This window comes from Aquimarina algiphila (assembly GCF_947494415.1).
Lineage (GTDB): Bacteria > Bacteroidota > Bacteroidia > Flavobacteriales > Flavobacteriaceae > Aquimarina > Aquimarina algiphila.
This window is the reverse complement of sequence record NZ_CANLVC010000002.1, coordinates 405,060-417,967: the sequence shown is the minus strand read 5'-3', so window position 1 is coordinate 417,967 and position 12,908 is coordinate 405,060. Positions and strand designations below refer to the sequence as shown.

At 31.4% G+C, this 12,908-nt stretch carries 13 protein-coding genes; 6 read left to right on the top strand and 7 right to left on the bottom strand.

Annotated elements, in window-relative coordinates:
• The first annotated feature begins 181 nt into the window (after positions 1–181).
• On the top strand, positions 182–1,057 hold the full coding sequence (locus PQF96_RS04305; protein WP_271765204.1) for an AraC family transcriptional regulator: 876 nt from the start codon (positions 182–184) through the stop codon (positions 1,055–1,057).
• A gap of 104 nt (positions 1,058–1,161) precedes the next feature.
• On the opposite strand, the gene PQF96_RS04300 is transcribed toward PQF96_RS04305, so the two are convergent.
• Complete coding sequence (locus tag PQF96_RS04300; protein ID WP_167571891.1) at positions 1,162–1,620, bottom strand: GyrI-like domain-containing protein; 459 nt, start codon at positions 1,618–1,620, stop codon at positions 1,162–1,164.
• Positions 1,621–1,859: 239 nt separating this feature from the next.
• Between PQF96_RS04300 and PQF96_RS04295 the strand changes: the two genes are divergently transcribed.
• Positions 1,860–2,834, top strand: a complete 975-nt coding sequence (locus PQF96_RS04295; protein WP_271765203.1) for a leucine-rich repeat domain-containing protein — start codon at positions 1,860–1,862, stop codon at positions 2,832–2,834.
• Positions 2,835–2,867: 33 nt separating this feature from the next.
• Here PQF96_RS04295 and PQF96_RS04290 read toward each other — a convergent pair whose 3' ends face one another.
• From PQF96_RS04290 to PQF96_RS04265, 6 genes are all read right to left on the bottom strand, one after another.
• On the bottom strand, positions 2,868–4,061 hold the full coding sequence (locus PQF96_RS04290) for a DUF1501 domain-containing protein (RefSeq protein WP_271765202.1): 1,194 nt from the start codon (positions 4,059–4,061) through the stop codon (positions 2,868–2,870).
• Between the two features lie 10 nt (positions 4,062–4,071).
• A complete protein-coding gene (locus tag PQF96_RS04285) occupies positions 4,072–5,466 on the bottom strand; it encodes a DUF1800 domain-containing protein (protein WP_271765201.1) in 1,395 nt (464 codons plus the stop codon).
• A gap of 153 nt (positions 5,467–5,619) precedes the next feature.
• On the bottom strand, positions 5,620–6,450 hold the full coding sequence (locus PQF96_RS04280) for a hypothetical protein (RefSeq protein ID WP_271765200.1): 831 nt from the start codon (positions 6,448–6,450) through the stop codon (positions 5,620–5,622).
• A 135-nt stretch (positions 6,451–6,585) separates the two neighbouring features.
• The gene (locus tag PQF96_RS04275; protein WP_271765199.1) at positions 6,586–6,981 is read right to left on the bottom strand and encodes a VOC family protein; all 396 of its coding nucleotides are present in this window, start codon (positions 6,979–6,981) and stop codon (positions 6,586–6,588) included.
• Between the two features lie 94 nt (positions 6,982–7,075).
• Entirely contained in the window at positions 7,076–7,531 is a 456-nt protein-coding gene (coaD, locus tag PQF96_RS04270; RefSeq protein WP_271765198.1) for a pantetheine-phosphate adenylyltransferase, read from the bottom strand.
• A gap of 85 nt (positions 7,532–7,616) precedes the next feature.
• Positions 7,617–8,600, bottom strand: a complete 984-nt coding sequence (locus PQF96_RS04265) for a D-alanine--D-alanine ligase (RefSeq protein ID WP_271765197.1) — start codon at positions 8,598–8,600, stop codon at positions 7,617–7,619.
• 95 nt (positions 8,601–8,695) lie between these two features.
• Here PQF96_RS04265 and PQF96_RS04260 point away from each other — a divergent pair, with 95 nt between their 5' ends.
• From PQF96_RS04260 to PQF96_RS04245, 4 genes are all read left to right on the top strand, one after another.
• The gene (locus PQF96_RS04260; protein ID WP_109438947.1) at positions 8,696–9,292 is read left to right on the top strand and encodes a PASTA domain-containing protein; all 597 of its coding nucleotides are present in this window, start codon (positions 8,696–8,698) and stop codon (positions 9,290–9,292) included.
• A gap of 11 nt (positions 9,293–9,303) precedes the next feature.
• Positions 9,304–10,353, top strand: coding sequence for an RluA family pseudouridine synthase (locus PQF96_RS04255; protein WP_407933702.1), 1,050 nt, complete (start codon positions 9,304–9,306; stop codon positions 10,351–10,353).
• A gap of 23 nt (positions 10,354–10,376) precedes the next feature.
• Positions 10,377–11,471: a helix-turn-helix domain-containing protein gene (locus PQF96_RS04250; protein WP_271765196.1), complete on the top strand. Its 1,095-nt coding sequence runs from the start codon at positions 10,377–10,379 to the stop codon at positions 11,469–11,471.
• Between the two features lie 85 nt (positions 11,472–11,556).
• A complete protein-coding gene (locus PQF96_RS04245) occupies positions 11,557–12,903 on the top strand; it encodes an amidohydrolase family protein (protein WP_271765195.1) in 1,347 nt (448 codons plus the stop codon).
• Positions 12,904–12,908 lie beyond the last annotated feature (5 nt).

Sequence of the window (12,908 nt, the reverse complement as noted above, 5' to 3'; positions counted from 1 at the left end):
TAATGTTTATTTGTGTGCGTTTTATGAATTTAGTAAAGAAGTTTGTTTCAGTTTTGATTCAGAATGTTGATAATCAAATTGTTATAAGGTTTTGGATCTAAAGATTTCTATTTTTTAATTTCTTGATTAACGAAAAATGGTATTTTTAGATAATTTCTAAATATCAAACATTAAACCCCAAATGAAAATAATTAGAGAAGTAACACCAGTAAAATCAGAGGATCCTTTTATAATTTTGAAACATGAAAATGCTCGTTTTGATTATCCTCTTCATTTTCATCCAGAGTATGAGATTAACTTTATTTTAAATTTTAGTGGTAAGAGAATTGTGGGAGATTCTATTGAGGATTGTGAGAATACAGACCTAGTATTAATAGGTCCTTATCTACAACATATATGGAAAACTGAAGAATGCACAAGTAATGCAACAGTGATTACAATTCAGTTTCAAGAAAATTTTTTAGGGTCTAAATTACTTAATTATGATCTATTTAAAGAAATAAAGGAACTATTAGAATTTTCGAGAAAAGGAATTACTTTTTCTAATCCAACCAAGGATAGGATTGGTAAAAAAATAATTCAGTTATGTGAAAAAGATGATTTTGATACATTTCTATTATTTCTAGAAATTTTAAAAGATTTGGCTATATCTTCAGATAAAAAGATTTTAGCAAGTTCTCCCATTGCTAATCATATTTCTCAAGGAAAAAGTCGTAGAATCAATGCTGTACTTCATTATATAGAGAACAATTATGCTAATGATATTACTCTAAGTACCATTGCAAAAATAGCTAATATGTCTGAGTCAGCTTTTAGCCATTTTTTCAAAAAAAGGACGAATATGAATTTTACACAATATATTCTTGATTTTAGAATACGAGTGGCTACCAAATTATTGCTGGAAACAGAAATGGCTATTAATGAAATTTCATATAAATCAGGATTTAAGACGCTGTCAAATTTTAATAGAACTTTTAAGAGAAAACAAGGGAGTTCTCCAAGAGAATATAGAAAAAATTATATTAAAGAAGTTATTAATGAAAGTATCCATGAATGATTTAGTCTTTTATAAAAATAACTAATACGTTTAAAGAAATACCTCATAAAAAAATAATATCAATTTTTAATTTTTCTTATGAGGTATTTCTTTAGGTTATGATCTTATTTAATTGCTACAAAAATATCCACTTCTGCATCTCTAGGGTTCTGAGCTTCCTCTCCATAAACTTCAAAATCGGTACTATAAGTTCGATCTAAATCTGTTTCCCATATGTTTATCCATTTATCATAAATTACACCTTGAGTGATATCTCCTTTTGCTGTAAATCGAGAATACATACTTTTTTGTACTTGTACACCTGTCATACCTTCGGGAATCGAATCCAGATTTTCTACTTTACAGCCCAACACCATAGTATAGCTTTCGGTATGATCACTTTCATAATCTGTGTATATTGCATAAATAGAATCTTCAATTCTATTAGGTATTTTGTGCATTGTTCCATCAGCCATAAATGTATCCCATAAAGCAGGAATGTCTTTTGCAAACTTTTCGTTTTTTTTAGTAGTACGCACCGAAACCCCAATAACCCAAAAAGGGTCAAGTTTTGTTTTTATCATGATTTTTGATTGTTAAAAATTAATACCAGGATAAAATTATATAGGTATTATGACAAGGGTGTGTCAGTAGTATTAATAACTTTAAAAAAAATCATATTGTTTGTTTAAATGTTTAAGAATTATTATGTGAAACCAAATTGTAGAGAGATAATATTTTCACTATAAACAGGGGAGAGTAGTTTGGATTTTACTGTTATTTTAGCGACATAAATTTAGAGGAAGTATTAAACCTAAAACCAATGATCAATAAATACGGTTTACTTTTCGTTTTGATGTACGCCTTATCAATTAATGGACAAGAATATAAAAAGGTATACAAAGAAGACTGTACTTTGAGAAAAGCTTTAGAAACTCCTAAAAAGGTAAAGTTATTAAGGATTCATTGTCTGAAAAAAAATGAACTATCAGAAGCTGTTGGCAATTTTACTAATTTAATAGCGATAAAGATACAGGCCAGAAATTTAATTAGATTACCTGATAATTTTGGAGAATTAGCTAACCTTATTAATATAGATATAGGTGCTTCTCAAATTGTTGAGTTACCCGAATCCATTGGAAAATTAAAAAAGGTCAATGAATTGGAAATAAATAAGGGTAAATTAAAATCATTACCTGAATCTATTGGAAATATGAAAAGTTTGAGAGAAGTAGATTTTATGGATAATGAAATTGAATACCTCCCCAATACTATCGGAAAATTAAAAAACATAGAAAGACTACGAATTTCTTCTAATAACATTAAAACCCTACCTAAATCTTTTGGAGCTCTGCGCTGCCTCGAATGGCTGGAAGTAGAATATAATGAACTTGGTACATTTCCTAAGTCGATAGGAAGCTTAACACATTTACAGAAATTAGATGCTCAAAATAATGAGCTTGTCGAATTACCAAAAAGTATAGGAAAGTTAATTCATTTAGAGCGACTTGATTTGTCAGATAATAGGCTCACAGAACTTCCCGAATCTATTGGTAAATTGTCTAATTTAGAAATTTTGGACCTTGCAGAGAACGAAATTCTGGAACTTCCTGATGCTATAGGAGAACTATCAGAGCTAATACATCTGGACTTAAGAGGTAATAAATTAACCTATTTACCAGAGAGTATTAAAAATCTAAAAAAACTAGAATATCTCGATATTCCTAAAAATCTTTTTTCCAATAAAGAGAAAGAACGTATTAAAGAGTTGATTCCCTGGTGCAATATCACATTTTAGAACTACTGGATTTTAAATGATTAATGTTTGATATTAGATGAATTCTAAATTCTTAAAATCTGAATTTAGAACATCGTGGCTGTCTACTTCTAGCCAATTATTTAAAATTGTAGCATATATACTTCTAAAATCGACTGTATATTTTATATCTCCATTATCGTCAAGATTAGAGAGGTCGGGTAATTCGTTATAAATCCCTGCTTTTTTTAGAGAACCGCTAATGGCCGTCACATTATTGGCCGCTCCATGATCAGTTCCTCGACTTCCATTTTGTTTTACTCTTCTTCCAAATTCTGAAAAAGTTAGGATTAATGTATCATTAAAACGATTATTCTTCTTTAGATCACTCACCAAAGCACCTATAGCTTCTGAGTATACTTTGAGTAATCTATCCTGACTATTCAATTGGTTTACATGGCTGTCGAACCCTCCTAATGAACTATAATATACCCTTGTTTTTAAACCTGAGATTATAAAATCAGCTATAGTTTTTAGGTTTTTAGCAAAATGATGTTGAGGGTATTCGGTTGTGGTTGTATAAATTTTGGAAGTTTCATGAATATAAGAAGCAGAAGAGTAGGTCTCTAACATCGTTTTGTATAGATATCCTTGATTGTCCTCGTCTAACATTTCTTTTGTAGTATTGGCAACGATATTTTTAAAAAATGGCTCTCGAGTAGTTTTATACAGTTGATTAGGATCAGAAACTGCTATACCATTCATTTGATTACCTTTCATGGCAAGAGAAAGAGAATTATCTACTTCTACTGCTTGATATGGATTTTGACAGTTTGAATCTAAGTATCTTCCTATCCATCCTGTATGTAAATATTGATTTGTATCACTCGCAGTTTGCCATATATCAGTACTTCTAAAATGTGATCGATTTGGGTTTGGATACCCTACATTATTAATTATTGAAACCTGCCCCTGATCATATAGTTCTTTGATTACTTTAAGGTTTTCATTAAAAGCCAGATCATTTGTTATTTTTAAAGTTTGTGTTTGTTTTTTTGCAATAGAGGGTCTTAAGTTGTGATAGATATCATTGCTAATGGGGATAATACTATTTAAACCATCGTTTCCACCAGAAAGTTGAATAATGATTACATTTTTATATCCAGATAATTGTTGTGGGGATAAAAACTCCATACCCTTTAAAAAAGAAGGAATCAATGTCATCCCTGATGCAAAAACTGATTGTTTTAAAAAATCTCTTCGTTTCATATTTTTTGACTTAGCAAAGTTGATATTCAGGTAGACTTAATAATTCGACAATAAAATTTTTAGTGTCTGATGAATCCAAATCCTTCAACACTTTTTTTGCAATTTTAGACGGTTCTGGTTGAAGTAAGTAGTATGATAATGTTATTTTATCTTTTTGATCTAAACCTGACATAAAGTTATCCCAATCGGGGGTGGCTTTTACTTTTTTCTCGATTTGAGTTTTCATTTTTTGATAATACTTCTGTTTCATCATTACGTTCTCAGGCATATCACCTTTATCATTCCACTCTATAATACCGCTATTAAGTATTACTGATGCTAATTTAAGACGTAGCATTAGGGTAGAATTATCTATCCAGGTTTTTCCACCAGGCCATCCTGCAACATTAGGTGGAAAAAATAGCATCTGATTTAGTTTGCGTTGTAGATATAGTATTACTTTAGGGTCATCATACTTTACTTTGAAAGGCCTGTTAAGACCTACCATGAGTTCTATAGGAGATTTAATCTTCACTCCAATATTTTTTGTGTTATAAAACCAATTACTTTCAATTGTAGATTGTATTAATACCCCTAGGTCATAATCAGAGTTATATAAAATATCAGACAATTGTTTTATGCGATCTTGATCTGGTATCGGATTTACAAAATACTGATAGAATTTTTTGGTAATGTATTGAGCTGTTTGTTTTTCTTTTAAGAGTATCTTGATAACATCTTCACCTGTAAAGTCACCTGTTTTTCCTAAAACTGTCTTTGTTCCATAATCATGATGATTACTTCTAAAAATAAAAGCTCCGTCTTTCTTAAAATTCCATCCTGTAAAGGCTCTAGCAGCTTCTTTAATATCTTTTTCAGTATAGCCATTATCTCTACCTAGTGTAAAAAGTTCCATAACTTCCCGAGCAAAATTTTCATTAGGGTGATTTTTTCGATTTTGACGATTATTTAGAAAAATTAGCATGGCTGGAGATTTAGAAACTTCCATTAACATGTCTCCAAAATTTCCTAATGCATGTTTACGGATGATGTTATTGAGATGTATACAAACTCTTGGCATTTTAAGTCTAACCGCAAAATGATTATGAAAAAATAATGTCATTTTCTCACGTAAAATTTCTTCTGTTGTCGTTAATTGAGTGAACCAAATAATATTAAGTTCATTCATTTTTTTTCTTTGGAGCTTCCGTAGCTTTTTTCTTTCTTCTTTGGATAATTCTGAAGGATTTTTCTCTAATGCTCCGAGATCCATTGTTAATGCAGTACTCTGCCTACTTTCTGAAAATAGTTGATCTATAATTTGTCTTTTGGATAATATTCTTGCTGTCTTTAATTGTGATGGTGAAATTCCAAAACCAAATCGCCAGTATAGATGTTGAATTTCTTTGTCACTTAATGTATTCATAATAGCAGGTTTATATCTAGGACTTATAATATTGTAAATGGTTTAATGATACTTCTGTTTATTTTTTTAAAAGAAGGATATTTGTTAAGATGTTGTAATAAAAAAGCTCTTCATTTTTTGAAGAGCTTTTTTATATTGTTTTTTATGATCGTATTACTCACATTTTATTTCGCTTTTAACAGCGTCGTCTTTTATAGCCGTTTCTTGTGTTACGCCTTCTGTAAATAATACAAACTTGTCGATCCCATGTCCTTTTGATCTTCCTGAGATTTCAATTGTATAATCTCCAGCACTATCAAAGACTACAAAAATATTGTGCCCATCATTGTCACTTGTAGAAGATTGCCAATGCCATTTGCTAGCACTGTTCATATAAATTTTAAACCATCCATTTTTACTTGAGCCCATAGGAGTAGTAGTTGCTTGCCCATCGCTTTCAGGAATTGGATCCAGTGTAGTTCCGTTTGGATATACAATATTTCCATTCCCTTTTTTCCCGTAGAAGTGTTTTGCATCAGGGATTCTCAACCAGGAATCATTATGTTCAGTGCCATTATTTCCTATGGTAATATATGAACGCCATATGAATCGATATGTTCCAGGTTGAGCAATTCTGATTTTATAGGTTAATAATCCATTACCAGGTTCACCAAAAGAATCTGCACCGTTCCATACCAAATAACCATCTCCAGAAAAATCAGAAAGGCTTTTTGTTAATTCCCACGCAGAACCAGAGAAATTTCCATTTTCGGCTTCTACAATAAGTAAACCGTCTTTTTCTGTAAATACTGCAGTTTTTCCACTCTCACATTCTCCATTATTAGGATTAGTGTCAGGAGTAGGGGTAGGAGTTGGAGTGGGGGTAGGAGTTGGAGTAACTTCTTCTCCTGTTTCTTCGGGTTCTGTATTGTCATCACTACTACAAGCTATAAATGTAGTGAAAAGAAAAAAGTATAAGATATACTTTAGATTTTTGGCTATCATAATTTAGAGTTTTAGTTAAGGTTAAAAACTCAATTTATGGAGTTTTGGTATTTTTTAATTAGAAGAATTCTGATTTTTTAGAGAATTAACCAAAAGTTACTTCAATAAAAACATTTGTTATAATTATAGCTTTGATTACAAAGTCTTTTTTTCAATCAAATCCCATGTATTGCCATACAAATCTTCAAAAACGACTACTGTTCCATAGATTTCTTCTCGGGGTTCCTCTCGAAATAAAACTCCTTTAGATTTCATGTTATTATAATCTCTCCAGAAATTATCTGTATGTAAGAATAGAAAAACTCGACCACCAGTTTGAGAACCAATAGCTTTTTCCTGCGAAGAGGATGCTGCTTGAGCTAATAGAATATGGGTTTCTGCTTGTTTGTGAGGAGCAATGAGTACCCAACGCTTTTCATCATCTACAATGCGATCTTCTATTAAAACAAAATTAAGTTTCTCTGTATAAAATTGAATAGCCTCATCATAGTCTTTGACTACTAATGAGAGAGCTCCTATTGTGCGTTTCATGAGTTTGTGTTTATAAATATGATCAAAAATCAGATAGCTCTGTATTAATTATTAAGGAGCACTAAGCCAAATTGGTGTTATCTGTTTTAAGAGATTATTTTACACGTACCGTATCTGGAACTAATCCTGTATAATCCCCACCGTGTCGAATCACATCACGAACTATGGATGAAGAGATATAACTTTTTCCAGAAGAGGTTAATAGAAATACAGTTTCAATATCAGACATTTTTCTATTGGTATGGGCAATTGCCTTTTCAAACTCAAAATCCCCAGGATTGCGAAGTCCTCTAAGAATAAAATTAGCATTTTGTTGTTTGCAAAAATCCACAGTTAGCCCTTCATAAGTTATTACTTTAATTTTAGATTCGTTTTTAAACGCTTCTTCCATAAAGTGCTTTCGTTCTTCTAGAGAGAACATATATTTTTTTTCGGCATTTATACCTATAGCAAGAATAATTTCATCAAAAAGTGTAAGGCCTCTTTCTATAATATCATAGTGCCCCAGAGTTATTGGATCAAAGGATCCCGGAAAAACAGCTCTTCTCATGAGTGAGTATTGATTGTTGTATTCACAAAGATAAATGAATTTATCATTTAAGAAATTAGAAAATATAAATCACTAGTTAATACTTCTATTTTTTTGCTGTTAAGCAAGATTCTATAGCATTAGAAAATAATTCTTGCAAATTAATTCCTGCTTTATGAGCTTGCTGAGGAAGAATGCTGGCCTCACTTAATCCAGGATTTGTATTCATTTCTACAAAATAAGGTTCGCCGTGATGAAAAATATATTCACTTCTAGAAAATCCTTTCATTTTTAGAATTTGATACACTTTTAGTGCCAGGTCCTTAACTTTTTTGGTATCTTCTTCAGACAAACGTGCTGGAGTAATTTCTTCAGATTTTCCTAAATATTTTGCTTCATAATCAAAGAATTCATTTTCTGTTACAATTTCTGTGATTGGCAGTACAACATCTTTTCCGTTATGTTGAATGACCCCAACAGAAACCTCAGTTCCACTTAAAAAAGATTCGATGATAATTTCATCATCTTCTTTATAAGCGATTTCTATTGCAGGAAGTAATTCTGCTTCAGTTTTCACTTTGGATACGCCATAACTGCTACCAGCTTTATTAGCTTTTACAAAACAAGGTAATCCAACAGTGTCCAAAATAGTTTTGCTATCAATATGATCTCCTTGGTTTAAAAAATAATTAGTTGCAGTAGGTATTCCGTAAGGTTTTAAGGTACTGATACAATCACGTTTATTGAATGTAAGTGCAGCCTGATAAAAATCACAAGCAGTTTGCGGAATTCCTATTAAATCAAAATAAGCTTGAAGCAAACCATCTTCACCAGGTGTACCGTGAACCGTATTAAAAGCAGCATCAAAAATAATTTTTGTCCCATCTAAAGTTAATGAGAAATCATTTTTGTCTATGGGATGTTTTTGGTCAGTATCATCTACATAGTACCAATTGTCCTTAGTAATGTGAATGCGATAAGGGATATATTGGTCTCTATCAAGTTTATTATAGACTACATTTCCGCTTTGGATAGAGATTTCAAATTCGCTTGAATATCCTCCCATCAAAATGGCGATGTTTTTCTTCATTGATTGGCTTTTGAAAACAAAAATATCATTTCTCTAATAAGAAAAGCGTAAAACTTTCCGTTTTTATATATTTGTCCAAATTATATAATGTATTTATGAGCGTATTTATCAATTTTCTCAAGGACCTTTTTAAGTTTGTTTATAGTAAAATATTCTTGATTCAACTGGTGATAGCAGTTGCGATGATTGCTATTCTCTCATATGTAGCACTACAGTGGTTAGAAGGTACTACAAATCATGATCAACGTATTGTAGTACCAAGTTTAAGTAAAAAGACTTTGGATGAGGTAGGAAAAGTACTTGAAGAAAAAGATTTGAGATACGAAGTTCAGGATTCTGCGAGTTTTAACCCGGACTTTCCTAGATATTCTGTTATTGAACAAAATCCAGTTGCAGGTAGTGAAGTAAAAGAAAACCGTAAGATATATGTGACTTTAAACCCATCAGGTTATCGTAAGATAGAAGTGCCAGAAGTAATACAAAGAACAAGAAGGCAGGCAGAACCAAAATTAATTGCTCTTGGTTTTAAAATAGGCACCGTTACATATCAGCCAAATATTGCAAGAGATATGGTTTTAGAACTAAGACATAAAGGAAAAAGACTAAAGCCAGGAACTAAACTAATGAAAACTTCTACCATAGATTTGGTACTAGGGGATGGAAAAAGAGGGACAATAAACCTTTCCAATTAATATAAAATATTTTGGAGGAAAACTTGAACATAGAAGATTTTGATACTACCGATGATGATTTATATGAGCATTATCGTTTTGTTGCAGGTGCGGGACAGGTTCCTTTGCGGGTAGATAAATTTTTAATGAATTTTGTTGAAAACGCAACTAGAAATAAGATTCAACAAGCGGCTAAAGATGGTAGCGTATTTGTGAATGATATAGCCGTTAAATCAAATCATAAAGTAAAACCTAACGATGTAGTTCGGGTATTATTTTCACATCCTCCTTACGAAAATCTATTAACTCCAGAAGATATACCACTGGATATTGTGTATGAAGATGATGCCTTGCTTGTGGTTAATAAACCAGCAGGGATGGTTGTACATCCTGGTCATGGAAATTATTCAGGAACTTTAATTAATGCTTTAATTTATCATTTTGATAATCTACCTAATAATAGTAGTAATCGTCCTGGATTAGTGCATCGTATTGACAAGGATACCAGTGGATTACTCGTAGTTGCTAAAACAGAGGAGGCAATGACTCATTTGTCAAAGCAATTCTTTAATAAAACCAGTGAAAGAGAATATGTGGCTATTGTATGGGGAAATATTAGCGAAGAGGAGGGGACTATAGAAGGTAATATAGGTCGTCACCCTAAGAATAGATTACAGAATACTGTTTTTGAAGGAGAAGAGGAAGAAAAAGGGAAACCTGCAATTACTCATTATAAAGTTATTGAACGATTAGGGTATGCTACCCTAGTTTCGTGTACACTTGAAACAGGAAGAACTCATCAAATAAGAGTGCATATGAAACATATTGGTCATACGCTTTTTAATGATGAACGCTATGGAGGAGATAAAATATTAAAAGGTACTACATTTACTAAATACAGACAGTTTGTCGAAAATTGCTTTAAAATTTTACCTCGACAAGCTTTACATGCCAGAACTCTTGGTTTTGAACACCCGATAACCGGAAAAAAAATGCATTTCGAAACTCCTATTCCTGATGACATCCAACACTGTGTAGAGCGATGGAGGAATTATGCCAAAAATCAATTAGCTGGTGATTAAGATAAACCTTTAATACCTACATCATGGAAATTTCTTTCTTAGAAATATTTGTTCTGATTGGGGTTATTCATGGATTTATTTTAGGTATTGTCATCCTGTTTTCGAAATTTTTTAAAAATAAAGACAATACATATTTGGGGTATACTCTTATTATTTTATCAATAATTGGAGTAAATAACTGGTTTTGGGATCTAGAAAAAAACCCTTTTGTGATTTCAATTCTAGATGTGTTTTTATGGCAATTCCTTTACCCGGTTACATTATTTATTTTTTTTATAAAAAAAATAAGACACCCTTTGGGAGGAAGCCGTAAGCTTTATTTATTGTATGTTCCTTTCCTTTTCTTAAGCAGTATTAATGCCATTATATCTTTAGATACAATTTTTGAGGTTTATAAAATTGCATTGACAAATAAAAAGGAAGTTGTTTTTTTATTTTACAAAATAATAAGCATACTCTCGGTTGTTTATCCGGTAGCTTTTATGGTGACTTCGTTTTGGTTCTTATTTTATTTAAAAACACAGTTTGACATTAAATGGATTAAACGGATATGGATTTTTATTTCTCTTTTAGAAATTTATGGAATTGTTTTGGAAGGAATGAGATTTATGTATGGTTATAAAATGCCTTTGACTTATTTATGGGTTGGAGTCTCTGTATTTATGTATTGGTTGATTTATAAAGGATTATATCAGTTTAAATTATCAAATGATCAATATGAAATTAGTCATCGTTTTAAAAGAGCGAAGCACGATCAAAAAAAAACTGTAAAAAAGGATGTAAACCCCTATATAGAGCAATTATTAATGCTTATAGAGTCTGAAAACATTCATCATAATCCTGATATTAGTCGTGATATAGTTGCCAAAAAACTAGGGATTAGTAGCGGATACCTTTCAGAACAAATTAATATGGAAAGTGGTAAGAATTTTTCAGAATTCATAAATAGTTATCGGCTAAAAGATGTTCAGCAAATGATTTTAGATTCAGAATTTGACAAATACAGTATTCTTGCTATTGGTCTAGAAGCTGGTTTTAATTCGAAAACTACTTTTTATACTGCTTTTAAAAAAGAATTAGGAATGTCTCCCAATCAGTTCAAGAAACAAAATAAATAAGTTCGGATTTCTCAGGTTCTGACAATCCAGAACATTCAAAACTTCTATCGTTATTAGCTTTGACATCAATAATCCTTAAAACAATATGATGTCTAGATTTAGTAAAGCTTTAATAATAGGTAGTATGTTATGGGCAGGCAATTTTGCTATGTTATATTCCCAGAATACAAATGGAAAAACTACTTCTTTTGAAAATGTAAATGTGATTCCGATGAATAAAGAAATCATTCTTTATAATCAAAGAGTGATCACTGTAAATGGAAAAATATCAATAATAGAACCTGCTTCAAAAAAAATATCACAAAAGATAGATGTCATTATTCAGGCAAAAGATAAATATTTGATTCCAGGTTTAGCAGAAATGCATTATCATCTTGAAAATGATGTGAAAGATGAATTTAAACTTTTGATCGCTAATGGAGTCACAACTGCAAGAAATATGGCAGAGTATGAAGGTCAAGATCATATAGCTATTAGAGAAAAAGTTAAAAACAATGAATTGTTTGGGCCTTATTATGTTACTACAGGACCTTATCTGAAGGCAAATGATCTAAAAACAGTCACAGATGTAATTGATGTCGTAAAAACACATCATCAAAGAGGGTATGACTTTTTAAAAATAGCCGACAACCTTCCTAAAGAAATATATACAAAATTGTTGGAAGAGACCGGTAAGTATAATATTCCTGTTGTAGGTCACGGACAACGTAAACTTCCTTTAGAATATTCATTAAGGATGAAATCTATAGCACATGTAGAAGAGTTTATGAATATATTCAATACTCAACAAAAGGCAGATACTTCGTATTTAAAACAAGCTGCTATGATAATTAAACAGAGCGGTTTATACGTATCCCCAACTTTAGGGGTTTATGAGATGATTAGTAGATATGCAGACGATAAAAAATTTGCTGTTTTAAAGAAAAGTGATGTTATAAAATATCGACCTAAAGCTTATGTTGCATATTGTTTATCAGATTCAACTCATTACCGTTCTAATACTTGGTTTACCGCGCCAGCATCTCTGATTAGACTTAGTAAAGAATTGCAATGGCAGAAGGACTTTACCAAAATATTAAATGATGCAGAAGTACTGTTATTTGCAGGAAGTGATACATATGGCCTTTTTTTACCTGGTTTTTCATTACATCGGGAGTTAGAGCTGATATGCAATGCAGGGTTATCTCCTTATGAGACCCTAAAAACAGCTACAGTGAACCCTGCAAAATACCTAAACAGAACTTCAGTAAGTGGTACAATTACAGAAGGAAAGTTGGCTGATTTGGTGTTACTAAATAAAAACCCTCTAATAGATATTCGTAATACAAAAACTATTGAAGGTGTTATGGTTAAAGGAAAATGGTTAGGGAAAAACGAATTGAGCGCAATGCTGAAAGAGGTAGAAAATAACTGTAAAAAGGAGGGGAAATGAAAAAA